This is a genomic window from Xanthomonas sp. 3058 (assembly GCF_014199765.1).
GTDB classification, from domain to species: domain Bacteria; phylum Pseudomonadota; class Gammaproteobacteria; order Xanthomonadales; family Xanthomonadaceae; genus Xanthomonas; species Xanthomonas campestris_B.
Genome location: NZ_JACHOF010000022.1, coordinates 1 through 24,165 on the forward strand (window position 1 = coordinate 1; position 24,165 = coordinate 24,165).

The 24,165-nt window shown below is 66.9% G+C and carries 19 protein-coding genes; 8 read left to right on the forward strand and 11 right to left on the reverse strand.

Features of this window, described 5'->3' with window-relative positions:
- The first annotated feature begins 130 nt into the window (after nt 1-130).
- Nucleotides 131-976: a hypothetical protein gene (locus GGR61_RS18275; protein WP_184623139.1), complete on the forward strand. Its 846-nt coding sequence runs from the start codon at nt 131-133 to the stop codon at nt 974-976.
- 191 nt (nt 977-1,167) lie between these two features.
- On the opposite strand, the gene GGR61_RS18280 is transcribed toward GGR61_RS18275, so the two are convergent.
- The 4 genes from GGR61_RS18280 to GGR61_RS18295 form a co-directional block, all read right to left on the reverse strand.
- Nucleotides 1,168-2,328, reverse strand: a complete 1,161-nt coding sequence (locus GGR61_RS18280) for an HDOD domain-containing protein (RefSeq protein WP_184623141.1) — start codon at nt 2,326-2,328, stop codon at nt 1,168-1,170.
- A gap of 100 nt (nt 2,329-2,428) precedes the next feature.
- A complete protein-coding gene (locus GGR61_RS18285; RefSeq protein WP_184623143.1) occupies nt 2,429-2,617 on the reverse strand; it encodes a hypothetical protein in 189 nt (62 codons plus the stop codon).
- Between the two features lie 699 nt (nt 2,618-3,316).
- Nucleotides 3,317-3,628, reverse strand: coding sequence for a protealysin inhibitor emfourin (locus GGR61_RS18290; protein WP_184409626.1), 312 nt, complete (start codon nt 3,626-3,628; stop codon nt 3,317-3,319).
- A 529-nt stretch (nt 3,629-4,157) separates the two neighbouring features.
- Nucleotides 4,158-4,814 (reverse strand): SDR family oxidoreductase, encoded by a 657-nt coding sequence (locus GGR61_RS18295; RefSeq protein ID WP_184623145.1) that lies wholly within the window; start codon nt 4,812-4,814, stop codon nt 4,158-4,160.
- 313 nt (nt 4,815-5,127) lie between these two features.
- Between GGR61_RS18295 and GGR61_RS18300 the strand changes: the two genes are divergently transcribed.
- The 5 genes from GGR61_RS18300 to proP all read left to right on the forward strand — a co-directional run bounded on the left by GGR61_RS18300 (nt 5,128) and on the right by proP (nt 13,171).
- Nucleotides 5,128-5,580, forward strand: a complete 453-nt coding sequence (locus GGR61_RS18300; RefSeq protein ID WP_184409628.1) for an NUDIX domain-containing protein — start codon at nt 5,128-5,130, stop codon at nt 5,578-5,580.
- 280 nt (nt 5,581-5,860) lie between these two features.
- Nucleotides 5,861-9,583, forward strand: coding sequence for a M48 family metallopeptidase (locus tag GGR61_RS18305; protein WP_184623210.1), 3,723 nt, complete (start codon nt 5,861-5,863; stop codon nt 9,581-9,583).
- Nucleotides 9,584-10,066: 483 nt separating this feature from the next.
- Nucleotides 10,067-10,465, forward strand: coding sequence for a host attachment family protein (locus GGR61_RS18310; protein WP_184623147.1), 399 nt, complete (start codon nt 10,067-10,069; stop codon nt 10,463-10,465).
- A gap of 21 nt (nt 10,466-10,486) precedes the next feature.
- Nucleotides 10,487-10,819, forward strand: a complete 333-nt coding sequence (locus GGR61_RS18315) for a thioredoxin family protein (RefSeq protein WP_184623149.1) — start codon at nt 10,487-10,489, stop codon at nt 10,817-10,819.
- Nucleotides 10,820-11,680: 861 nt separating this feature from the next.
- Nucleotides 11,681-13,171 carry a glycine betaine/L-proline transporter ProP gene (proP, locus tag GGR61_RS18320; protein WP_184623151.1) on the forward strand — a complete coding sequence of 497 codons (1,491 nt, stop codon included), beginning with the start codon at nt 11,681-11,683 and terminating at the stop codon, nt 13,169-13,171.
- Between the two features lie 6 nt (nt 13,172-13,177).
- Here proP and GGR61_RS18325 read toward each other — a convergent pair whose 3' ends face one another.
- Complete coding sequence (locus tag GGR61_RS18325; RefSeq protein ID WP_184409640.1) at nt 13,178-13,651, reverse strand: SRPBCC domain-containing protein; 474 nt, start codon at nt 13,649-13,651, stop codon at nt 13,178-13,180.
- A 170-nt stretch (nt 13,652-13,821) separates the two neighbouring features.
- Between GGR61_RS18325 and GGR61_RS18330 the strand changes: the two genes are divergently transcribed.
- Nucleotides 13,822-14,616, forward strand: coding sequence for an EcsC family protein (locus tag GGR61_RS18330; RefSeq protein ID WP_184409643.1), 795 nt, complete (start codon nt 13,822-13,824; stop codon nt 14,614-14,616).
- 156 nt (nt 14,617-14,772) lie between these two features.
- Nucleotides 14,773-15,438, forward strand: a complete 666-nt coding sequence (locus GGR61_RS18335) for a DUF938 domain-containing protein (protein ID WP_184623153.1) — start codon at nt 14,773-14,775, stop codon at nt 15,436-15,438.
- 602 nt (nt 15,439-16,040) lie between these two features.
- Here GGR61_RS18335 and GGR61_RS18340 read toward each other — a convergent pair.
- The 6 genes from GGR61_RS18340 to GGR61_RS18365 form a co-directional block, all read right to left on the reverse strand.
- Nucleotides 16,041-17,798: a carboxypeptidase regulatory-like domain-containing protein gene (locus GGR61_RS18340; protein ID WP_184623155.1), complete on the reverse strand. Its 1,758-nt coding sequence runs from the start codon at nt 17,796-17,798 to the stop codon at nt 16,041-16,043.
- Nucleotides 17,795-20,035 carry a hypothetical protein gene (locus GGR61_RS18345; protein WP_184623156.1) on the reverse strand — a complete coding sequence of 747 codons (2,241 nt, stop codon included), beginning with the start codon at nt 20,033-20,035 and terminating at the stop codon, nt 17,795-17,797. The genes GGR61_RS18340 and GGR61_RS18345 overlap by 4 nt, the downstream gene beginning before the upstream one ends.
- Entirely contained in the window at nt 20,032-21,225 is a 1,194-nt protein-coding gene (locus GGR61_RS18350; protein WP_184623158.1) for a BatA domain-containing protein, read from the reverse strand. The genes GGR61_RS18345 and GGR61_RS18350 overlap by 4 nt, the downstream gene beginning before the upstream one ends.
- A 43-nt stretch (nt 21,226-21,268) precedes the next feature.
- Nucleotides 21,269-22,165, reverse strand: a complete 897-nt coding sequence (locus GGR61_RS18355) for a DUF58 domain-containing protein (RefSeq protein WP_184623159.1) — start codon at nt 22,163-22,165, stop codon at nt 21,269-21,271.
- A 13-nt stretch (nt 22,166-22,178) separates the two neighbouring features.
- Nucleotides 22,179-23,171, reverse strand: a complete 993-nt coding sequence (locus tag GGR61_RS18360) for a MoxR family ATPase (protein WP_184623161.1) — start codon at nt 23,169-23,171, stop codon at nt 22,179-22,181.
- Nucleotides 23,172-23,423: 252 nt separating this feature from the next.
- Nucleotides 23,424-24,122 carry a DUF4159 domain-containing protein gene (locus tag GGR61_RS18365; protein WP_184623212.1) on the reverse strand — a complete coding sequence of 233 codons (699 nt, stop codon included), beginning with the start codon at nt 24,120-24,122 and terminating at the stop codon, nt 23,424-23,426.
- Nucleotides 24,123-24,165 lie beyond the last annotated feature (43 nt).

The following is a 24,165-nucleotide window of genomic DNA, read 5'->3' on the forward strand; positions in this document are numbered from 1 at the left end:
AGGCCCTCAGCGTCACCGAACGTCAGTTGCATGGATCACTCCTCAACATGAGGCGGGTAGTGTCGCGTATCTGTGGTGCGTTGTTCAGAGGTTCCCTAGCTACGTTATTAGCTGCTAACCATACACACCCTTGAGCGCTGATTTGGCTATACGCTATGCGTATGCCGATACGAGAATGTGGTCAAATCAGCTGCCTCTCGCTATTAAAGTTAAGGTAGACCCGATGCGGCTATACGTCACGTGTCACCAGTGCCTGAATGATTCTGAAGCACCAGGCTCTGTAGCTGTATTTGCGAAAGTAATTTACAACGAATCAGGGATCTATCCGTATACCTGCTTGAAGGGACATCAAGGCTGCACGATACTTCAGTCTTTCAAGTACGAAGTCTTGTCGGAGGTCGGTTTCACTGCGTTGGCGCTCGAAAATACGTTCGAGGCAGTGGCGGCTTTTCACGCAGCACTAGAGCGCTTCTACCACTTTGGGATTGAAATGGCGCTCGCCTACACTGGAAATTTAGAAAAAGCTGAAGGAATTCGTAGTGCATTAGGAAAATCGTCTGAGCGAGAGTTTGGTGCTTATGTGCTTGCAAGTGTCATTGCCTTCGGCACGGTACCTCCCGTGCTCAATTCGAATCTGAGGGGATTCCGAAACAATGTTGTGCACAATGGTCAAATTCCTACCATGGACGAAGCGATCAAAGAAGGTGTAAATACGACGAATGTTATTCGGGAAGGTGTGGGAATTATAAGGAGACACGCTCATTCCCTTGCCGCCGAACGTCTCATGGATCAAGTCCGTGAGCGTATGCAGGCCGCAAGAAACCAAGGATTCACGCCTGAGGGACCTTACATCGGTAAAAGCTTTGCTAGCCCTGTTTTCAATTCAAGTGAAGCGCATGATCTTAACTTCGAAGATTATCTTGAACAGACTCGTAAACATCACAGATTGATCAGTAGCACCTTCTATCCCGGCTAAGGGGTGGGTGCTCATTGTTCAAATGGTGGTTCTAAGTAGGTGTTCTGCTAAACAATAATCTTGCTAGATACTAGCGGACAGCGTTTAAGCAAATCTCCCGTGTTCTTGTCGGTCTCTATTAATTGTTGAGAGCGTAGGTCAGTGCTCTTTCGACGGCAGGCGGCGGGTTCCAGTTGGTCTTTGCCCTCAACTCACTCCACGCTGGAGGCCACCAGCCGTTGCCACAGCGCGGTGTTGGCGGCGCTGTCCGGTTGCAGCGTTGCCAGCAGCTCCATGGCGTGGGCTTCGTGCTCGGCGCCGTGGCGGGCGAGCATGGCCAGGGCAGCGGCCAGCCGGCCGTAATGCAGGGCCAGCCCGAGCGGCGTGGCCAGCAGGGTGGTGTCGTGCTCGGGGCGCTGCTCGTCCAGCGCGATGCTTAGCGACGCCGGCAGGTCCCAGGCGGTGGCGATGGTCTTGGCGACTGCCGCAGTGTGGCGCTCGACCACTACGGCGGCCACCTCCAGGCTGTACGGCAGCGTCGGGCGTTCGGCATAGGTGTCGCGCAACACGCGCAGGACCACCACCGCGCCCAGACCCTGCAACAGGCCGGCCAGCTGTGCGGACAAGGTGTCGCCGCCGCGCTCGCGCATGTAGGCCGCTGCCGCCGTGGCGGTGCGCAGCGCGTAGTCCCACACCGCCGCCGGCAGGCGCGAGTAGAGGCCGCCATCCAGGCTCAGGACCGGCTGCATGACGGCAGCGGCGACGATCTGGCGCACGCCTTCGGTGCCGATATGCACCACCGCCCGTTCCAGGCTTTCCAGTGGCGCGCCCTGTGGGCGATACAACGCGCTATTGGCGATACGCAGCAGATTGGCCGCCAGCGCGGGGTCTTGCGCGATGATCGCGGCGATGCCGCGCCCGGAGGCGTCCGGGTCGTTGACCGCGCGCATCAGTTGCGGCAGCAGATGCGGGCGGCGTGGCAGCAACTGCGGGCGCAGATCCACGTGTTCCAGGGAAGCGCCAACCGCTTCCAGCACTGCAATCTGCGCGGGGTTGTCGGGTAGGGTGCCATCGGCCAGCGACGGGGTGGACATGACCGCGGCATACATGCGGCGCAGTAGCGGGCGCATCGGTGGCGGCCCGGATGGCAGCGGTTGTTCTGCGGAGGCGCTGTGCGCTTGCGCGTGCATCGGCACCCCATCCAGCTCGGACGACAGCGGCGGAACCGGCGTGGGCGGCGCCGCGATCACGGCGGGCGCCGCCACGGCGTTGGCTGTTGCGGCACGGCGGCGCACGCGGACCCACACAATGACAGCGGCAAGTACCAGGCCAGCAAGCAGTCCGGCAATCAGCAACACAATCGCAAGCTTCATAGGAAATCGTCTGATCAGTGCCCCGACTATCCGCGAAGCCGGTCGCGGCGGCAATGTGGCCGTCTGCGGCAAGCGGGTTAGGGCATTGCAGATGGCGCCGTCAGGTGGATGTGTCGGGCATCGGACGACCGGCGGCGCTGCGCTGTGGGTCGCTCGGGTACCGGCGCAACATCACCACGCGCCCGGCCACGCGCTCTGCGGTGGCGGTCGCAACGGCGGCAGGCGGAAGCGCTGCATGCAACGGCAGCAACATCTGCATGGCTGCGGCCGCATGATCGTTACCGGACACGTTGCAGGAACGATCCGCCAAACGCAGGCAATGCGGGCCAGCGTGCCTGGCCACGGCCTGCGAGCGGCGGGTTGGGCGGTTGCGGGTACGCCGACACGGCAGGTTTATCCCCGTGGACTCACCATCGATTCATCCTGAAAGGCTGCCCATACCCACGCCCTCGCCCTCGATTTTGCCGGCAAACCCAGGCGCGGCGGCATTGCCCGCAACGGACGCCGGGATTGCTGCAATGCAGCGATGAATGCCGTGTCTTCAAGCTGACGCCAATGCTGCACGTCGCGCTAACGCAGCCAGTACGACGATGCGCCACCAGCTGTGCAGCCCTAGAGCATCTAGGCAGCTTAAAGGGTGCAGGCATCCGCAGTTGGACCACTTTCTGACGACAGACACCCTGCGTGCATGGATGTCTGTCATGCCGTGTGCGGTGTCGTCCCGGCGCACCGTGCCGCGATGCGAAAGATGACGCACTCACGTCGCACACCTCAGCATCGACGCCGGCAGCTGCATGTCCGAGCGGCCGTGCTGGCCAGGCTCAAGACCTGCTCTGCCCAAGCGTTTGGCGTATCTGATCCGCGCGATGCATTGCTTCAGCGATGCCGCCACGCCTCGACGTTCCACGGACACCGCCATCGCGCCGACGCCAGGCACGGCGCGATCGGACCTGGCAGTCCTCCAACACCTCAGCTTGCCAGTGCCGCGCTACAGCGTGCCGCGCTTCCACAGCTGCACGATTTGCGCGGGTGCATGCTCTTCGGGAATGCGTAATGGCTCGCTGGCACCGTCCCACGCAATGCTGAAATAACGGCGATCACCGCTACCGGCCTGCGGACGCGGCAGCGCATGCACCAGACACTGCTCCAGCAGCGTGCGCAGGTGCAGCCGCTGTGCATCGTCCAGCGCATCCATCGCCAACTGGCGCTCGCGCCGCATGGCCGGAAATGCCGCCACCCCGCCTTCGCGCGCCAGGCGCAAGGTCACGCCGGGTTCCACTGGCGGCACTTGCGCGCTCATGCGACCACACCGACAGTGCGCCAGGCCTGTGGCCGCGGTGCGGCTCGCGTTTTCGAGCCGTTGGCGGGGGAATCGCTGTTGGCGACCGTCGCGGTCAATGCGGTGTTGGCGGGATCGAGACCGCGCCATCGCGATCGCAATGCACGGCTGGTGTCGCTGGCACGACGGGCGTTGCCTGCGCCGCGCGTAACGGCGGCCGTTGCACTGGCGCCCTGCGTCGCGTGGTGGTTCACAGGCGCAGCGGTCCGCAGGGGTTGGGCAAGGTCTACGGCAGTGGCAATCGCGAGCAAGCTGCGCGGGCGTTGCCGACGCAGCTGCGTGCAATCACCCACATGCGGGCAGGCCGCCTGCGCCTTGTGATCCATCAGGTAGGGCGGCACCACGCCAGCACGGCGCGGCGAAACGAACGCGGACATCGGCAACCTCCACAGTGACTGCGCCCGCGACTATGCCGAGGCCGGTTTTAGGAATTCGTTAGACCGGCGCGTGCCGTGGCCTGATCGCGTGTTGCGATAGGCCTGGCGTTCATTCATTCCAGCTGCGCGAGCGCCTGCTGGATCGGTGTCTGCCCATCGATGAAACCCACGGTCTTGCCGATGCTGGCCGGCGTTGCCAGGGCCGCGGCGATCACCTGCGCCACATTGCCACGCGACACCCCGCCAGTGGCATCGCTGCCCGGATCACGGGTGATGCGACCCGACGGCGGATCCTGCGTGAGCCGTCCCGGCCCCAGCACGGTCCAGTCCAGGGTGGTGCCGCGCAGATGCGCATCGGCGGCGGCCTTGGCCTGCGCATAGGCAAAAAAGTCATCGTCCGGGGCGATGCCATGTTCCAGGCCGGCACCCAGATACGACACCATCACGTAGCGACGCGCGCGCGCCTGTTCGGCCGCGTGCATCGAGCGGATCGCCGCATCGCGATCCACCGCATAGGTCCGCGCCGCATCGCCACCGCCTGCGCCGGCCGACCACACCACCGCGTCGTGGCCGGCCAGTTGTTCGGCAATGGCATCTGTCTGCGCATGCGCGATGTCGAACACCACCGGCGTGGCGCCATCGGCGATCACGTCGCCCTCGTGCTCGGGATTACGGAACAGCGCCGTCACCCGGTGCCCGCCGCGCACCAGCAACGGGGTGAGCAGGCGCGCGACCTTGCCGTGTCCACCGATCAACACGATACGAGACATTACGACCTCCAACACGGTGCACCCTGAGGCGCGGACTATCGTCATCCTCGCCAACACGGCGCTAAGGCTGCGTTATCGACGACGACCACGCGTGGTGTGACGTTCCGCGGTCCGTCGTCCGTCTGCATATGCGATGCAGCACCAGGGCGCGTGGTGTACGCATCACTCCCGACATGCGGCGCCATGCATCGCGCATCGCCGTGCACCTGGCAACACAGACACCATCAGCCCCGGCACCTGCGTGCAATGCGCAACGATGCGTTACCCGCATGGGCAGATCTGGGACACTACGCGCCACACACACGGAACGCCCATGTCTACGTCAACCGATATCGACGCTCGCCCACGCGTTGGCTGCGGCGCCTTCATTCGCCGCACCGATGGCCGCCTGCTGCTGGTGCAGCGCGGACGCGCGCCCGAGCAAGGCCATTGGGGCTTGCCCGGCGGCAAGGTGGACTGGATGGAAACGGTGGAAAACGCCGTAGTACGCGAAGTGCTCGAAGAAACCGGCCTGCACGTTCGTCTGCAAGGGGTGTTGTGCATCGTCAGCTATTTCGAGCCGGATCTGACGCCGCCACAACACTGGGTGGCGCCGGTGTATCTGGCGGCCATTGAAGGCAGCGAGCAGGCGGTGCGCCGCGAGCCCGAGGCGATTGCGGACATCGGCTGGTTCGCGCTGGACGCACTGCCGGCGCCACTGACCACGTCCACGTTGCAGGCATTGCAGCATCTGCCGCCATCCGACGCAGCGGCACCTGCCGCCTGAGAAGGCGCCGCGTCGCGCCTGGACGGGGCAACGGACGTGCCGGCGCACCGGCATCCGTGCGCATGGATTTTGCAGCCGCAGTCCGCTATTTTCCGCTTCCGGGGAAAGCGGAAGATCGCCCCGCATGTCGAGCACCACGGCCGGATGCCGACTGACTGTGTCGCGCCCGGTCATTCATCAGGGGACGAGAATGGAATCGCTGTATCCGCAAGGTCCGGCCGTTGTGCCGGCGCGTTTGACCGCCCCCAGCAGCAACTACCGCCGTCACGCCTGGCTGGCGATGGTGGGCCTGGGCGGCTTTATCGCGGTCTATGTGGGCCTGCTGGCGTGGTTCGGCTGGACCGCCTACCGGCTGGCGGCCGGGCTGCTGCAGGGGTCCGGTGGCGAGCAGGCAGTCTGGTTGTGGGTGGTGGTGGCCTGCGCGGCGTTCCTGGCGGTGTTCATGGCCAAGGCGCTGGTGTTCAACAAGCGCGCCGAGCGCGACACGCGCGCGCTGGAACTCACCCCGGCCGCGCAGCCGGCGCTGTTCGCGTTTCTGCATCGGCTGGCCGATGACGCCGGCGCGCCGCGTCCGCACAAGGTGTACCTGTCGGCGCAAGTCAACGCCGGGGTGTTCTACGACCTGTCGCTGCTCAACCTGCTGTTTCCCTCGCGCAAGAATCTGGATATCGGGCTGGGGCTGGTCAATGTCCTCAACCTGGGCGAGTTGAAGGCGGTGCTGGCGCATGAGTTCGGGCATTTCGCCCAGCGCACCATGGCGGTCGGGCGTTGGGTGTACATCGCCCAGCAGATCGCCGCGCACATCGTCGGCAAGCGCGATGCGCTGGACCGCGTGCTGGCCACGTTGTCGCGCATCGATCTGCGTGTGGCCTGGATCGGCTGGGGGTTGTCGCTGATCGTGTGGTCGATCCGCTCGCTGGTCGAAATCGCCTTCCGTGGCGTGGTGCTGGCCCAACGTGCGCTCTCGCGCGAGATGGAATACCAGGCGGATCTGGTCGCCGCCTCGCTCACCGGCAGCGACGCGCTGGTGCATGCCTTGCACAAGCTGCAAGCCGCCGACGACGGCTGGCAGCGTGCGCTGCGGTTTGCCGAGCGTGAGTTCGCGCAGGGCCGGCCGGTCAAGGATCTGTTTGCGATCCAGTTGCGCATCATCGAGCACATGCGGGTGGTGCTGAACGACCCCGGACATGGCGTGGTGCCGACGGTGCCGGAGCAGCAGGCCGCGCACTACCGCCTGTTCCAGAACGAGATCGCGCAGCCCTCGCAGATGTGGGCCACCCATCCGCCCAGCGCCGCGCGCGAAGAGAACATCAAGCGCCATTACATCGCCTGCCCGATCGACGCACGTCCGGCGATGGAGCTGTTGCACGAAGCGCAGGCGCTACGCGAACAGGTCTCGCGTGGTTTGCTCACCGGCGAGGCCCCGGACTTCGTCGATACCGAGGTCTCGCTTGCGCAGCTGGAGCGCGAGTTCGGTGCGCTGTCGCTGTCGCGCCGCTATCAGGGCCTGTATCTGGGCCGCTCGTGTACGCGCGACGCCGGCACTCTGGCTGCGCTGTATACCGACCCGCTGCCTGGTGGCGATCTGGTGCAGGCCCTGGATGGGCTGTATGCACCCGAGGACGGACAGGCCATCGACCAGCTGCGCGAACGCGAACGGCAACGCGCCACCTTGCAGGGGCTGATGGATGGCGGGTTGCGCGCCACCGGTGGCGTGCTGACCTGGAAGGGCACCAGCCTGTCGCGCAAGCAACTGCCTGCGGTGATCGCCGACCTGGACGAGGAGCTGCGGGTGCTGCGCGCACGCGTCAGCGGCCACGACAGGCGCTGCCGCAGCGTGCATCTGGCGGCGGCCGACACGCTGGCTGGCGGCTGGCCGGCGCTGCTGCGCGGCTATCTGGCGGTGCTGCATTACGCCGATCACGCACTGGCCGATCTCCAGGACGCACAGCTGCTGTACCTGCAGACCTTTCACAGCGTGATTGCCGATGGCCGCGTCTCGGCCAAGGAATTGCGCAAGCTGGTGGCGGCGTGCAACGAGCTGCAACGCGCGCTGCGCACGGTGTACGACCAGGCCGGGCAGCTGCGCCTGAACGCACCGTTGTCTGCGGTGTTGGGCAAGCCGCAATGGCAACAATGCCTGCCCGAGTTCCGCCTGGTCGAGGCCGACGAACACAACATCAATTCCTGGATGGACGCGGCCAAAGGCTGGGTGCAGGTCACGCTGGAGGCGCTGGGCGCGTTGCGCGATGCCAGCCTGGAGCAGTTGCTGGCGGCAGAGGATGCGGTCGCCCAGCAGCTGCGTCAGGGCGATCACACACCCTCCAGCGACACCCCCGCCGCCGCGCCCGTTGGGTATCCGTTGAGATTGCCGGGCCAGGAACGGCAGCGTGATCTCAAGCAGAACCTGTGGCAGCGGTTTCTGGCCGCCGATGGCGTGTTTCCGTCGGTGGCGCGGGTCGCGGTGGCCGCCGCGATCGTGGTCGGCGTGTTGTGGCTGGGCGGCACGCTGGGGCAGACGCAGGTGTCGGCCTACAACGGCTTGCAGCAGCCGGTGACCGTGTCGATCGACGGGCAGAGCGCATCGCTGCCGGCCAACGGGCACCATGTGTTCCAGGTGCCGGAGCAGGCGACGCATCGTGTCCAGACCCGCGCCGCAGACGGCAGCGTGATCGAGAGCTTCGACGCGCCCGGTGGCGGGCATGTCGGCCACTTCGCCTATAACGTGGCCGGCGCCGCATTGCTGGTGAACTGGCGGGCCAGCTACGGCGGGGCCGCTCAAGATACCTCGCGCAGCCTGAGCACCACGCGCTGGGAATCCACGCGGGCAGAAGACATCTTCAGCGAGCCGCCGCAGCAGATCAGCGGCAAGGGCAGCCAGTACCGCGCTGTGCTCACCGCCGTGTCCGGACGGCCGCCGCATCAACTTCTCGGCGACATGCCACCGGCACGCGCGCTGGCGTTGATCAACGCACACGCACGCTGGGATGCTCCCGATGCCGCCTATCTCGAACAATGGATGGAGCATCTGCGCCAGCTCGCGCCAACGGCCTTGCCGCCGTTGCTGGCAGAGCGGTTGCAGCGCGATCCGCAGGACATCGTCGCCTTGCGCATGCAGCAGGACAGTGCCACGCCTGCACAGCGCCAAGACGTCTGCAAGCGCCACATCGCCGCCGCGCAGGCACGCCCGCAATCGTCCGCGCTCGCCTATGCCGCGATCCGCTGCCAGCCCCCAGGGCCGGCACGCGATCAGGCGTTTGTCGCTGCGCAGACGCGTTGGCCGAACGACCCGTGGCTGCAACGTGCTGCCGCCGCCGCGCATGCACAACGGCAACGACTGCCCGAAGCGCAGGCCTTGTACGAACAGGCCGCGCGTGCGCCTGCCCTGGCTGACGAGGTGATACCGATACTGGTGAGGCTGCAGCGCTATCGCAACCTGGCGGTCGATCTGCCGGCCCTGGCACAGCGCTCGCCAGCATTGGCTTCCACGCTGGCGCTGGAAAGTGGGCAGGGGACCGAGGGCACGCCGTATCAGGGCTTCCACGCGCTGGCGCGCGGTGCATTGGACGCGGCAGTCGCCGATGCGGCCGCCGACCGCGACCTGCAGGCGCGGCTGCTGCACTTTGCCGCTGCCTCCGATGGCGCCAGTGCCGAGCTGATACGCAAGGCGCGGGCACTGCCCGCCACTGCCGGCCTGGACCCTCTCACCGCGTCGGCGGCGTGGGCGCTGGCAGCACGTGAGGGTTGGGATGTGGCGCCGGCGCGTGCGGCGTTGCTGCAGAACACCGGCGAAGATGGCGCGGGGATCGCCCGTTTCGTCGCCGCCGTGCAGGCGGGCAACAGTCAGCAGCAGGCCGAGGCGGCATTGGGCGATGTCAGCCTGGTCGGGCGCGGCCTGGCGTATTCCATGGCGGCGGTGCTGCTGGGCGAGCGTTGCCCGGCCGCATGGCGCAGGGGCGCCAAGCAATTGCTGTTTGCCAACGAACGGCCGTATCTGGGCTGAGGGCTGTACCAGGCGCCTGCGAGATGGGCGCCTGGATGCAGTCATCGGCGTTGGTCGGTTAACGCGCGCTGGATCTACTGTCGTGCTCGAGGCGGCCGGCATGCGTTGAGCAGCGGCATCCTGATGGGCGTTGCACAGCGCTGCTGCGTCATTGCGTCAGTGGTGAACGATGTTCTGCGTCAAGACCCGAGACTTCCAGGTGCAGTGTCTGTCGCGATGCGTCTTGCAGCGAAAGCAATGCGCACTGGTGCGGAGCGTTGCCTGTGGCCACGCATGCATCTGCGCCAGACGCTGCACGCAAGTCAGCGAGCGCTACTGTGACAGTGACCTTTCCATCAAGCCCTCCACGCTGCCACCCCGTCGTTCGCCGCGCCACCCTAACATCACCCTGACACCGGCTAGGCACCGCGCTTACATCCGCTCGCCTAGGTTGAGGGTGACGGGTGCCGCAGCTGCGACACCGACATTGATCAGGAGAAACAGATGAGTCTGCAAATTCCTCAGGGTGCGTTGGTGGTTGTGGCCGATGGCGGCGAAGCGCGTTGGTTCACCAATACCGGCAACGAAGCCAAGGTGGTGCTGCGTCAGCATGCACGCACCGACGTGCAGAACACCGATGACGATGGCCCGGCCGGCAAGGCGCCGCAGGACACCACCGACGCAGACCTGAACGAAATGACCTTCGCCAAGCAGCTGTCGCATGCCTTGAACGATGGCGCACTGAAGCACGAATACACCCATCTGGTGCTGGTCGCCGATCCGACCACGCTGGGCCGTGTGCGCCCGCTGCTGCATAAGCAAACCCAGCAGCGTCTGGTGGGCGACCTTGCCAAGGATCTGACCAATCTGCCGCTGGAAGAGATCCAGCGCGCGTTGTCGTAAGCGCCACGGAGCGTCGAAACGATGGGGTTTGTTCGCGATTACGCCACCCAGGCGCCCGAGCGTGGCGAGGTGGATGCACAGGCCGGATGGCAGGTGCTGGAGTTCGGTACCGACTGGTGCGGCCATTGCATCGCCGCACAACCGTTGCTGCAGAAGCTGCTGGGTGGGTATGAAGCGATCGACTACCGCAAGGTCGAAGATGCAAAGGGGCGGCCGCTAGGCCGCTCTTTTCGCGTCAAATTATGGCCGACCATCATCCTGCTGCGCGATGGCGACGAGGTGGCGCGTGCGGTCCGTCCGCAGACGCGCGAGGACCTGGAAGCGCTACTCTCGGAGCTGGACGCGGCGGGATAAACGCACGACCTCGTTTGATCCACAGCCCACGCTGCGGCTGGCAGCGGTAAACAAACCAATTGCGCTCGACGCCAGGTTGGCGGGCCGGTGCCCGCAATAGCATATGGCCCGCGTACGCCGTCGTGCTGAGCGCAGCTGTCCACACTCGCTTGACCGCGCGCGATGGTCCCGACGCGCAAGCGCCTCAGCGGCTCATCGATGGCCCTGACCGCGTGGCGGCTTGCTGAGATTGCTCCAGCGCCTGCTGCTGTTGGCGCGCCTGGTCTGGATCTGATCGATCGATTGCAGGCGCTCCAACGACGGCTCATCAGGCGTTTGCAGCGCCTGCACGTCGCCATGTTGGCACGATAGTGGATTTGTCCGACGGCGCGTCGGCGGGACTGGAAGAACGCATGGCAGGTGTCTCCGTGACGGTTGCCGGGGCTGGGGTGGCCACAGTGTGGGCGCACGCGCTCACAGCGAGGGTGGCGAGCAAGGCGTAGAGGGCGCGCGCATGCAGCGTCCGTAGTGCGCTGGTGTGGATAGCCACGCTAGTGGTATCGGGCACCTGGGGTCAATGTGCAGCCTGGTGCAAGGATGGTGCACCTGCGCAGGGACTTCCAAAAGGCTGGAAACAAGCGGTTTTATGCACGCAGCCTGCAGCAATCAGCGTGCTGGTGTACCATAACGACCTGATCAAGCCCTTGGGCCGTAGCCCATCCCTTGGTCGTCTGTCCCGCAGCGTCGCTGAGTCCACGCGGCCGTCCGGGAATGCCTCCGGTGTCACCCATGCATGCAGTGGCCGTGCTTGCGTGATGTGCCGTGTCCTGTGCGTTGGCCAGGGCGAGGGGGCAGCGATGGCCGCTTCCGGAGACCAAACACATGCACGATCCGCGCGCGATGCGTTCGCAATTTGGCTGGTTCAAACGCCGCCGCCAGCTGCAACTGGACGAGGTCACCGTGGTGGATCGTGCAATGTTGCGCAAGGCGGTGGGCGCCGCCGCGTTGGGCAATGCGATGGAATGGTTCGACTTCGGCGTCTACGGCTATCTGGTTGTGACGTTGGGGCATGTGTTCTTCCCGGCCAGCAGCCCCACCGCGCAGGTGATCGCGACCTTTGCCACGTTCACCGTCGCGTTCTTGATGCGGCCGATCGGCGGCTTGGTGTTCGGCCCGCTCGGCGACCGTTATGGGCGCCAGAAAGTGCTGGCGGCCACGATGATTTTGATGGCGCTGGGAACCTTCAGCATCGGCCTGATTCCGTCCTACGCCACGATCGGGCTGTGGGCGCCGGCACTGCTGTTGCTGGCGCGCATGCTGCAGGGTTTTTCCACCGGCGGCGAGTACGGCGGCGCGGCGACGTTCATTGCCGAATACGCCACCGATCGCAATCGCGGATTGATGGGCAGCTGGCTGGAATTCGGCACGCTGGGCGGCTATATCGCCGGTGCCGCCACGGTAACGGCGTTGCACATGACGGTGACCGAGACACAGATGCTGGCGTGGGGCTGGCGCGTGCCATTCCTGATTGCCGGGCCGCTGGGCCTGCTCGGGCTGTACATGCGCATGAAACTGGAAGAAACCCCGGCATTTCGCGCATATACCGAGCAATCCGAACAACGCGAGCGGGAAACTGCCGGGCAGGGGCTGCTGACCTTGCTGCGCCTGCATTGGCCCCAGCTGCTCAAGTGCGTTGGCCTGGTACTGGTGTTCAACGTCACCGATTACATGCTGCTGACCTACATGCCCAGCTACCTCAGCGTCACCATGGGCTATGCCGAAAGCAAGGGCTTGTTGCTGATCATTCTGGTGATGCTGGTGATGATGCCGCTCAACATCGTCGGCGGCATGTTCAGCGACAAAGTGGGCCGCCGCCCGATGATTATCGGTGCCTGCATTGCGCTATTCGCGCTGGCGATTCCGTGTCTGCTGCTGATCGGCAGCGGCCATGACGGGTTGATCTTCGCCGGCCTGATGCTGCTCGGCCTGGCGTTGGTGTGCTTCACCAGTTCGATGCCGTCCACGCTGCCGGCGTTGTTCTACACGCCGGTCCGCTACAGCGCGCTGTCGATCGGCTTCAACGTGTCGGTGTCGTTGTTCGGCGGCACCACCCCGCTGGTCACCGCCTGGCTGGTGGAGCGCACCGGCGACCCGCTGGTGCCGGCGTACTATCTGATGGGGGCAGCGGCGATCGGTTTGGTGACCATGCTGTTCGTGCGCGAAACCGCCGGGCTGCCGCTGCGCGGCTCGCCGCCGGCGGTGGCGAGCGATGCGGAAGCGCGCGCCTTGTTGCAAGGCAATGGCCCGGTGACGGTGGACGCCCGGTTGCCGGGCAGTGCAGCGCCATCGATGGGCCAGCCGCATATCGCGTAAGCGTGCCTACAGTGGTGCGAGTGCGCGCGTGTCGCGCACCTCGGGTGCATGCATATCGGCCGAGGGCATGCCCTCGCCGGTTTCCACATAGCGCTTGAGACTGCTGCCCAGGAAAAACCGCCAGCCGCGCGCGCACGCTTCCTTGCAGGGCGAATCGCGGTAGCCCAATTGCACGAAATCCACCTGCGTGCCCTGGCTGGTGGAGCGCAGTTCAAAGCGGATGACCGTGCCTTTCCACGCGTCGGTGTCGAGCATGTTGGAGTCGCGGCAGCGCCAGCACACCAGGCGATGATCGGCGTCGTCATCGATGCTCAGTTCCACTCGCCAGCCCTGGCGGCTCCAGTCCAGACGGACGCGATTGCCGGCCACGCTCACCTCGCGCGTCCACCAACGCGCCAACTGCGTCGGTTGTGACAGCGCAGCGCAGACCAATTCCGGCGCGGCGGCAATGACGAAGCTGTGGCGGATTTCACGAGTCATCTGACGGGCATTCGCAGCGTGGGCGCCGATGATGGCGCATTTGCCGGTCCATTGCAGAATGAATACGCCACTGTCCGGCTCGCTCGTCCAGCGCTCACATGGCGCTGGGTACCATCGGCACAGGCCCTTACAACGAAAGAGCAGGCATGACGACGCTTCCGATACAGGTGATGGATGCTGCAGCGCAGCGTGATCTGGTCACGGCGCACACGCTGTTGGAAAACCCCGGCGTGGCGGCGCAATTGGCCAATGCAGTGGGTGCGCCGATCGAGAGTCTGATCACCAAGCGACTGCCGAAGCTGGTGACCCGTAGCATCGATGGCGTCACCCGCCGTGCGCTGCAAGTGGCGATGAAATCGGCATTGCTGAGCCTGCGCGGCAAGGCCGATGCGCAGCAGCCCGCAGCCACCGCGCGGCACACCATGGCCGTGGCTGTCGCAGGGGGCGCGGGTGGCTTCTTTGGCTTGCCCGGTTTGTTGGTTGAGTTGCCGGTGACCACCACGGTGATGCTGCGCTCCATCGCCGCCATCGCGCGCTCGGAAGGCGAGTCGCTGCACGATCCGGAAACCGCACTGGCGTGCCTGGAAGTGTTGGCGCATGGCGGACGCAGCGTGGGCGACGACGGTGCCGAATCGGGTTACTTCGCAGTCCGTACGGCGATGGCGCAGCAACTCAACGCTGCGGCACATTATGTCGCCGCGCATGGCTTCGCCAGCAAGGGCGCGCCCGCGTTGGTATCGCTGATTTCGCGGGTTGCTGCCAAGTTCTCGATCAATGTGGGCGAAAAACTCGCCGTGCAAGCAGTACCGCTGGTCGGCGCGGTGAGCGGCGCCATGCTCAATACGGTGTTCATGCGCCACTTCCAGGCAATGGCGCGCGGCCATTTCATCGTGCGCCGGCTAGAGCGGCGGTTTGGCGAAGAGGCGGTGCGGCGCGCGTATGAGGCGTTGCCTGCCGCGCGCTGAGGTGGGTTGCAACGCGCGGCTGTGCTACGTACGCGCTGGGTAGCGGCATGCCGCGTAGTACGTATCAAACCTTATTGCGGAGTTGCGCTGACGCGCACGCCATGTCGCACGGTCATCGCGGGCATGGCAGTGCATCTCACGCGCGCCGAGTGACAATTGCGACTGCTTGTTCGGATCCGGACCATGACCAAACCTTTTTCGCCTGCCTCCGCGCGTAACCGCGCTCCCATTCTGGCGGTGTTGCAGCGGCACTTTGCCGGCCGTCGCCATGTGTTGGAGATTGGTGCCGGTACCGGGCAGCATGCCGTGCACTTTGCTGCGGAGATGCCCTGGTTGCGTTGGCAGGCCAGCGACCATGCAGATCATCTGCCGGGCATGCAGCAGTGGTTGGATGAGGCCGCGTTACCCAATACACCGCCGCCGGTTGCGTTGCAGGCGGTCTTGACGCCGACCCCGGGGTTGGCACCGGCACCGCCGTTGCCACCTGTGCAGCCGGGCGAAGCGGCCGGCTATGACGCGGTGTATAGCGCCAATACCTTGCACATCATGGGCTGGCCGCAGGTACAGGCATTGTTCGCGGGCCTGCCGGGGGTGATGGCGCCGGGTGCGGTGTTGGTGGTCTATGGGCCGTTCAACCGCGAGGGTCGTTTCACCAGCGAGAGCAACCGGGCATTCGATGCGATGTTGCGCGAACGCGATGCGGCATCGGGAATCCGCGATGCCGAAGCGGTGGATGCGTTGGCCGCCGCGGTTGGCCTGCAATTGATCGACGATGTGGCGTTGCCGGCGAATAATGTGTGCCGGGTCTGGTTGCGGAGGTAGTGTCGGTGTGTGTTGCCGACGGTGTGTCTGGCGATTGCGCTGACACGGTACAGGCAACGTACGGATTTCGTCCGTTGGGCGAGTCGGCTCTGCTTGCGCTTGCAAAGGGGTCACTGACAGCAACGGCAGGCTGGTCGAGAGAATCAAAGGCAAGCAGCCTGCGCGCGTTACGTGCCGGGTTGGTTGCGTCAACGGACGTCATCGACGGCTATTCTGTGCCGACGAAAAACGCTACACATCGCGGTGCGCTGGCTCAGCGGGGCTTACCGAGTCCGCCACTGCGGAATGTCGCCGAAAAGGCAGGAAGCCGGAAGCCAAACCACAGCCGGCCAGACGCATCGCCTGCGCGGTGCGGCCGTGTGTCTCGGAAAACCTGCTGCAGCGTTGTACGTCATGGTGTTACGCGGGCTGGACGCGCGCTTGCCAAAAAGCCGCTCTTGGTCTCGGGATGCACATCCCGGAAGTCGCACGCCAACAGGAGCCGCCCCAGTGGTCGCGCAAACGGAGCGAAGCGCGACCTGGTGCAGATCACGCTGCAACGCGTGCGTCACGGCAGCATCGCAACTGGACGAAGCACTCACATGGCCTGCGGCTTCGGCCGTTCAGCGCCTGCGCCGTTCCAGCCACCACAGTGCCGTGGCCAGCGTGAGCCAGGCCAGTAGCCAGGGCCAGCGGGGGCCGGGTTGAGGTGCCGGCGTGCCGATGGTCGCGGTGGTGGTGGTCGCCGCCAGCGCAAGGGTGGCGTCGCGGGTTTGCTGGGTGTGCAGCGCGCGGGCGTCGCTGGGCGCGCGCACGTAAAGCCAGCGCGTGTGGCTGCCGGTGTGCAGGCGATGCCAGCCTGCGGTTGTAGGCCAGTAGACGGCGCAGGCACGGGGGTGGCTCGCCGGATCTATCAGCAGCGGTCGGGGCGTCCCCGCAGGGTCGATGACGCGCGCATCTGCGCCGAGACCGCACAGGGGCATGCGCTGTTGCAGCCAGCCTTCCTGTACCGGGACCGGTTGGGCGGCACCTGGGCGAGCGACGGCACCGAACAGCTGCGCCCAGAGCGTCGCGTGCAGGTCGCTGCGGCCGGCCAGCACCAGGGTGAAGCTGTCTTCGATCAGGCCGATGCCGATGCGGCCGCGGCCTTCCGGGCGCCACCAGCCCAGCGCACTGCCGTCGTCTGCGCGGGCGGCGATCACCGCATCGGCAGGCTGTGGTTGCAGGTCGCGGCGTTGCAGGGGCGGCAGCGCCAGCTCTGGGGCTGCGGCGGGGTCGGTGGAGGTTGCAGGCGACGACAATCGGAGCGGTGCGGGCACCGGGGTGCTGGTGGTGCCGCCTGCGATGGCCAGGCCAAGTTCGCCGAGCGCGGCGCGGGTGCCGGCATCCACAGGGCCGTCGGTGCGCACCAGCACGCCCAATCCGCGACCAATCGCAGCATGCACGGCCTGACGCTGTGCGCTGCCCAAGGCGACCAGGCGGCGTTGGTCGATGGCCAGCAGGTCCAGTGTGTCCAGGCTGGCGGCGTCCAGCGCGGCGCCTTCGCCCAGTTGCACGCCGGGGCTGGCCGCGATCTGGCTGCGCACTTCCAGCCCTGCATCGCTGGCCCAGCGGCGCAGATATTTCAGCTCCGGCTGCGGCGCGCCGGCCAGCAACAGCACGCGTGCCGGTGCCACCGCGCTCACCAGCAGCGGCACCTGCACGCGGCCGCGCTCGACCCCGCTGGCGTCGCGCAGGCGCAGTGCGAACAGCACCTGCCCTGGTGCCCGGGCAAGCCCGCGCAGCCGCACGCGGCCAGCGGCGTCGGCCATGGCGGTATCGATCGGTTGGCCGGCCGGGTCGAGCAAATCCACCCGTGCAGCCGCGACGCCCTGCACGCGCGCGCTGACTGCAAGGGTTTCGCCTGGTGCGACCGGGGAAGGCGTCGAGACGGCGACCAAGCCGGTTGGTGCCGGGCTGAGCGCCAGTCGTAGCGGGATGCCGAGTCCGTCGCGGTCGCGCGCCGGCAGGCCGATGCCGTGCACGACCAGCGCGGTGGTGCCGGGTGCGCGCCGCAGCGCGGTGGCCAGGTCCGGGACGCGTGTCACGCCCGGTAACGCGGGCGCTTCGGGCAACGCGATCCACTGTGCGGGATCCGGCCCGACCTGCGCGGCCGTGGTGCCGGCGGTGGCGACCTGCAACTCGACCGCACGGCCAGCGCGCGATGGTGGCAACAGCACCGGGTAAAGCAGCCCGGCGAGCAGCGGTTGGGCGGCGAGCAACAGCCACGGACGGGCGCGCGAAGGCGCTTGCCCGGCGGGCGTGCGCAGCAAGCGAAACCAGCCGACCAGCACCAGCAGGAGCAGCGCCGAGCCGACCAGCCAGGGCAGCGACAGGGTCATGGCTGCGGCTCCTTGCGCAATGCATCCAGATAGCGCTGGCCACGTGCGTCGGGCGTGGCGCGTCGGTGGACCGGCGCCGGGGGGGCGACCAGGGTACGCCAGACCTGGGCGCGCAGCCGGGCGCGGCAGGGGCCGCAGCCGGGTTCGGCGCGCAGGGTTTCCACCGCGGCGACCAAGCTCAATGGGTCGTGCAAGCGGTCCTGCTGGCGCTGCAGCCATTGCGCGTAGCGCGCCAGGGTGGCGTCGGGCACCGGCGCAGGCGCGCCCAACGCGTCCCAGAGATGCAGTGCGGACGGGTCGGGGTCAGGACGGGTGTCCAGGCCGGCGGCACGGTTGCCCAGGCCGGTGCGCTCGCCGCTCAGGCGGCGGCTGGGGTCGATCGGCGGCAGCTGCGTGCCGACCCGCGCCAGGTAGATGCGTTCGGCCTGCTGTACCTGCTTGATGAAACCCAGCGCCTTGTTGGCATAGGGTAGCGCGCGCTCGGGCTGGCCCTGGCGCAGTGCGCCCTCGGACTGCCACATCTGGTCCAGCGCGGCACGCAGCAGCGCCCGGGTCTGCGGGTCGAGCAGGGTGGCGGCTTCGGCATGGTCGTGGGTATGGCCGAATTCGGACAGCACGTTGTCTGCCTGGCCGAAGCTGCTGCGTTCGGGCCGGCCGTTGCTGTCGCCGTGATCGTGGTCGTCCAACGCGGCGGCCCCGGGTTCGGATGCGTGATCGTGTTCGTCGTGGGCGTGATCGTGGGCGTGCGCAGATGGCGCAGGCGATGCCGGTGCGTCGGCGGTCGGCAGGTCATCGGCCGGGGCATCGCTGGTGGGCGGGTCGTCGGCAGTTGGTGGACCTTTGGGCGCGCCCTCGCTTTCTTCGCCGAGGAACTGGCCATAGCGCAACCGGAGCAGGCGCTGGTCCACACCGATGGCATCGGCGCGCTTGAGGAAGCTGGCGGCATCCAGACGCGGTTTGTCCTTCAGCAGCGCCTCGGCGTCGATGATGATCTGGCGCTGGCTGCGGAAGTAGGCCGGCAAGGTCTGCTTGACGCTGGCCTCCAGGCCGGCGGCCATGGTCTGTTCGGGCGGCGGCCAGCGCAGGATGACGCTGGCGCTGCGACCTTCCTGCGCGGTGGGCTGGCGGGTGTCGTGGACGATCAACTGGGCGATCAGGTCGTCGCCGGCGGCCATGCCCAGCGCCTGCGGCTGCAGGGTGGTGGAGAAGGCGCGCTGCCTGGCCGGGCCGCTGCCGGTGAGGTTGCGGCGCTGCGTGCTGAAGGTGATGTTTTCGCCGCTGCCCTGGGCCAGGGTCAGGCGCAGCTCGGCATCGGGGGCGACCGCATAGTCGTCGCTGGCCTCGAAGCGCAGTGTCCAGCCGCCATTGGCGGGCGTCCAGGACACCAGGCTCTGCTCGGGTGCGAGCACGCGCACCTGCGGCGGTCGGTCGGGCAACACCTCGAGCCGATGCAGCTGGCGGTCGGCCGGCGCACCGTCGATGAGAATGCGGTACAGGCTGGCGCGTTCGGCAACCCACTGGCCCTGCCACCGGTCGGTGCTGCCTTGCCGGGCCAGCGCGACGATGCGGCCGTCGGTAAACCGCAATGCGACGGTGCGCGGCGTCGGGCTGACCTGCAGGAGCCACGCCAGCCGGGTGCCGGCCGGGACACGCGCATCAAGGCCAGGCAAGCGCGCGGGCGGCAGGCCGGTGTAGGCAGGCGGCGTGCTATGCAGCCGGGCCTGACGCAACGTGGGCGCGCCGGCACTGGCACGTGCGGCGGCCAGGCGGTCGGTGCCTGGCGCGGGCGGCGGCGCGGTGGGCGGCCACAGCACCAGCGCGATGCAGACGAGCAGACCAGACAGGCTCCACGGCCAGGCGCGGTGCCACGGCCAGGCCGGGCGCAGGTCGCGCGGGGTACTGCGCAAGCGCTGCTGCAGCCGCTGCCGTTGCAGGATCTGCAGCGGGCCGAGTTGCGTGGTCGAGGCGAACAGCAGGTCGCTGCTGTCTTCCAGGTCCGGCTCGCGATCCAGCCGGCGGATCAGCCAGGTCTGGTCGAGTCGGCGTGCCGCCAGCACCGCCACACCGGCCAGTGCCAACACGCTTGCGATCACTACCGGCACGATCGCCAGGTGCGCACCGGCGCGCCATGCCAGCACCGCGGGCACCGCGGCCAGCGGCAGCCCGCTCACCACCACGCCCGCAGCCTGGCGTCGCCGCGCAGCCTGCCAGGCATGCTGCAGTGCCGGCGTGCTCATGCCGCACCACTCCGGCGAGGCGCGGTGGCCAGCCAGCGTTCGACCGCACACAGCAGCAGCACCAGACCGATCAGCCACGGCGCCAGCGGCCACGGGGCCGTGGTCAGGCCGATGGCAGTACCGCGTTGCGGTTGAACGGCCTGCGCCAGCGCGTGCTGTGGGGTGGCAGCTGGCTGCAGGGCGTCGTGCAGACGGGTCGGGAAATCGGCGTCCAGCAGCGCGGGCAGCTGTTGCGGCGTCAGTGGTGCGGCCCAGCGCAAGAGGCGTCCGCGCCGGTACGCCGCAGCGTCGATCAGCGGCGTGCCGTGTGCATCCTGCAGCAGGGGCTGCAGTGCGGTGGCGAGCGTGGACGGCAGCGGCGTCTGCGCGTCGAGCAGCAGTTGCCCGCCGGCCGCGACCCACGCGATGACCGGCGCGGGCGGTGCGCGGTGCGACAGCCACACCACCACCGTGCCGGATGGCCAGCGCGATGGCGCAGCATCGGCGGGCGAACTCACCGGTAGCGTGCCGGGCAGCGCCCAGGCGGCATGCACGGCGCGCAGATAACGCAGGGCCGGCGCTGCCGGTGCGTCGGTAATGAGGTGCAAGCGCAACGGTACGGCGGCGGTGACGGCGGCGGCAGCGGCAGGCGATCGACCCGGCACGACCTGCCACTGCACGTCGCGCGACAGCTGCAGACGCTGTGCATCCAGCGGCCCCCATTGGTTCGGCACGATCACGCGGAGTGCGGCGCCGGGCGGCAGGCCGGCATCGAACTCACGCAACAGGCTGGCCACCGGCTGTGGTGTGCGGATGGTTGGCGTGTTGGCGTCTGTGGCATCGGAGGCGATCGGTGGGAAACCCGGCGCCAGCCACACCCATTGCGCGTTCGCTGCATGCGCACGTTCTCGTGCTGCGGCCAGATCCACGCCGGGGCTGACCGCGATACGCGGGCGTGCATCCTGATGGTCGCGTACTGCCGGCTCGGCCAGCAGCAGCGCCAACGCGGCAAGCAACAGCAGGCGCACCAGCAGCAACGGCCATTCGTCGAAGCGCACCCGGTGGCGCGGGCGCGGCAGCGCACGCAGCCAGCGCAGCGCGGCAAAGTCGGTGGGGCGGTGTTCGCTGCGCCGGGCAAGATGGATCAGCAACGGCAGCAGCAACGCAGCCAAGGCAGCCAGGCCGGCGGGAAAGAGCAGGAACAGGTTCACCGCTGCGCTGCCTCAGCCGCATTATTGAAGCCGGTGCGCTGGCTCATTGCCGTGCACCCTGCGCAAACAACGCGCGCAGCGCCGCATCCGGTGGCGCATCCAGATAATGCACCGCATGCGCAATCCCGGCGGACTGCCAGCGTGCCTGCCGCGCACGCTGCGCCTGGCCGAAGCGGTGCAGGTAGTCGGCGCGCATTGCGGCGCCATCACCGAGCAGTTCCTCGCCGGTTTCCGGATCGCGGAAGCGGTGCCCGCCGTCGAAGGGAAAGTCGCGTTCGTCGCAGGTCAGCACTTGCAGTTGCACCACTTCGCGCCGTGCGGCGGCGAGTCGTTCCAGGGCGCCGACCAACTCTTCATCGAAGCCGTCGCCGATCGACAGCACCAACGTGTGTGCGGCGAGTCGTTCCCATAGCGGCCGCAACGCGTCCATGCCGGGCCAGCGTCCGCCGGCGCGTAGCCCGTGCAAGGCCAGCCACAGGCGGTCGCGTTGACGCGGTCCGCCGCCGGCAGGCACGGCCACCAGGCCATCGCCATGCACCGCGAACAAGCCGACCTGATCGCCCTGGTGCAGCGCGATCTCTGCAGCGCAGGCAGCCAGCGTCGCCATCGCCTGCAAGCGCGTGTCGTGCGGACGCGCCTGATCGGCCTGGCCAGCGGAGGCGGTGGCATCGAGCAACAACCACAACGTGAGCGGGCTTTCGCGTTCGGCTTCGCGCACGAAGAAGCGGTCCGAACGGGCGTAGAGCTTCCAGTCGATCTGGCGCAACGCATCGCCGGGCTCGTACGCGCGGTATTGCGAAAACTCCAGCCCGGCACCACGGCTGCGGCTGGCATGCTGGCCGATGCCGTGCGCGCCCTGTGCGTGACGCGCGCGCAGTTGCAAGCCGCGCAGGCGGCTACGCAGGTCGGCAGGAATCAGCACCGGCACGTCCACACTCACCTCGTTACGTGCCTCACGCCGGGAACGGCACGGCGCGCAGTAGCGCGGCGACCACATCGTCGGCACTGCGCTGTTCGGCTTCGGCGGCGAACGACAGCAGCAGGCGATGACGCATCACCGGTGCAGCCAGCGCAATCACATCCTCGCGTGTCGCCGCGAAGCGGCCATGCAGCAACGCACGCGCCTTGGCCGCGAGCACCAGCGATTGCCCGGCACGCGGGCCGGCGCCCCACTTGATCCACTGCCGCACCTCGTCGCTGGCCTGCGGGCCCGGGCGGCTTGCACGCACCAGGCGGTTGATCCAGGTCAGCAGATCCGCGCCCACATGCACCTGCCGCACCTGTTGCTGCAATGCCAGCACGCTGTCCGCGTCCATCACCTGGGGCACCTGCGCGCTCGCGCTGCCGGTGGTCTGGGTGAGGATGTCGCGCTCCTCCTGCTCGCTGGGGTAATCCACCCGCACATGCAGCAGAAAACGATCCAGTTGCGCTTCCGGCAGCGGATAGGTGCCGGCCTGCTCGATCGGATTCTGCGTGGCCAGCACGAAGAACGGCGCCGGCAACGCATAGGTGGTGCCGGCATAACTGACGGTGCGCTCGCTCATCGCTTCCAGCAACGCGGCCTGGGTCTTGGGCGGGGTGCGATTGAGTTCGTCGGCCAGTAGCAGGTTGGTGAAGATCGGCCCTTGCTGAAACCGGAAGTGGCGATGCCCGGTACCGTGATCTTCTTCCAGCAGCTCGGTACCGAGAATGTCGCTGGGCATCAGATCCGGGGTGAACTGCACGCGGCGGAACTGCAGTTCCAACGCCTGGCCGAGCGAGCGCACCAGCAGCGTCTTGCCCAGGCCGGGCACGCCTTCCAGCAGGCAGTGGCCGCCGGCCAGCAGGCCGATCAGCAGTTGCTCCACCACTGCGTCCTGGCCCACCACCGCCTGGGCCAACGCTGCACGCAACGCGCCGAGTCGGGAGAGTTGTGCGGTGAGGATGTCGTCATTGGGCGAAGTCATGGGAGTCTCGTTGTGTGGCTGTTTGCGCAGGCGCGCGCCGGCGCGTGATGAAGCGTTACTGGCGGACCCTGATTGGACTCACGTGCGCCTCGCTGAGAGCGTACGCAGTGGTGAACTCGCATGGATGTGCTGGCGGGGGCTATCTGCTGTCGGTCCGCACTGCATGGAGCGAGTTCTCACGTGGGTCTGGAGGAGCGCGCTTGCGCGCGATGGGCTGTCGCGCAGTCCACAGCGCGCGCTGTTACGTGGCGTTCAATTGGTCAACGCATACATCACGATGTTGACGCCGAACTTGGTGTTGTCTTCGGCCAGGAAGCGTTTGTTGCGCCAGTCGTAATCCCATTCGCAGCCGTAATCCTTGTTGCTGTACAACACGCCCAGCCGGCCGTCGATGCTGATGCCTTTCAGATAGTCGTGCACCAGATCGTCGCCCCAGCCATTGAGCTCGAAGCCGGTCGCCGGTGGGCCGTCGGGGAACTTGAAGAATGCGCTGTACAGACGGTGCGTATTGGGCAGTTTCTGCAATGCACTCTTGCCGAAGATCGATGCCATCTGTGCTTCGAACGATGTTGCAAACAGCCCGTCGATATCGTGATTGCAATCGTCCACGAACACGAAGCCGCCATTGCGCACATAGCGCTCGAAGTTGCGCCGCTCGATCGGATTGAACTCCACCAGCTTGTGTCCCGACAGATAGCAGAACGGCGCCTGCAACATGCGGGCATCGGCCAGATCCAGCACATGCTCCTGCGGGTCCACGCGCAGCTGGGTGTAGTCGATCAGCGAAGTGATCAGGTTGGACGGCATGCGCGCATCCACCTCCCAATCGCCGGAGTCGTAACGCAGCCGGGTAAACCAGAAGTCGTAATTGCCGGCGGCGCGCGCGCGCCGCGGTAGCGCCAGGGCGGCGGTGCAGCCGAGCAGCAGGCGCAGGAAGTGGCTGCGGGTCATCGTCATGCGGTGGCCTCCCTCATCCGCCCTTCGGGCACCTTCT

Coding starts and splice junctions, on each gene's coding strand:
- GGR61_RS18290 (WP_184409626.1), bottom strand. CDS start 3,628: ATGAGCGCGCAAGTGCCGCCAGTGGAACCCGGCGTGACCTTGCGCCTG.
- GGR61_RS18360 (WP_184623161.1), bottom strand. CDS start 23,171: ATGACTTCGCCCAATGACGACATCCTCACCGCACAACTCTCCCGACTC.
- GGR61_RS18300 (WP_184409628.1), top strand. CDS start 5,128: ATGTCTACGTCAACCGATATCGACGCTCGCCCACGCGTTGGCTGCGGC.
- GGR61_RS18340 (WP_184623155.1), bottom strand. CDS start 17,798: ATGACCCTGTCGCTGCCCTGGCTGGTCGGCTCGGCGCTGCTCCTGCTG.
- GGR61_RS18330 (WP_184409643.1), top strand. CDS start 13,822: ATGGATGCTGCAGCGCAGCGTGATCTGGTCACGGCGCACACGCTGTTG.
- GGR61_RS18315 (WP_184623149.1), top strand. CDS start 10,487: ATGGGGTTTGTTCGCGATTACGCCACCCAGGCGCCCGAGCGTGGCGAG.
- proP (WP_184623151.1), top strand. CDS start 11,681: ATGCACGATCCGCGCGCGATGCGTTCGCAATTTGGCTGGTTCAAACGC.
- GGR61_RS18295 (WP_184623145.1), bottom strand. CDS start 4,814: ATGTCTCGTATCGTGTTGATCGGTGGACACGGCAAGGTCGCGCGCCTG.
- GGR61_RS18345 (WP_184623156.1), bottom strand. CDS start 20,035: ATGAGCACGCCGGCACTGCAGCATGCCTGGCAGGCTGCGCGGCGACGC.
- GGR61_RS18280 (WP_184623141.1), bottom strand. CDS start 2,328: ATGAAGCTTGCGATTGTGTTGCTGATTGCCGGACTGCTTGCTGGCCTG.
- GGR61_RS18365 (WP_184623212.1), bottom strand. CDS start 24,122: ATGACCCGCAGCCACTTCCTGCGCCTGCTGCTCGGCTGCACCGCCGCC.
- GGR61_RS18305 (WP_184623210.1), top strand. CDS start 5,861: ATGGTGGGCCTGGGCGGCTTTATCGCGGTCTATGTGGGCCTGCTGGCG.
- GGR61_RS18310 (WP_184623147.1), top strand. CDS start 10,067: ATGAGTCTGCAAATTCCTCAGGGTGCGTTGGTGGTTGTGGCCGATGGC.
- GGR61_RS18325 (WP_184409640.1), bottom strand. CDS start 13,651: ATGACTCGTGAAATCCGCCACAGCTTCGTCATTGCCGCCGCGCCGGAA.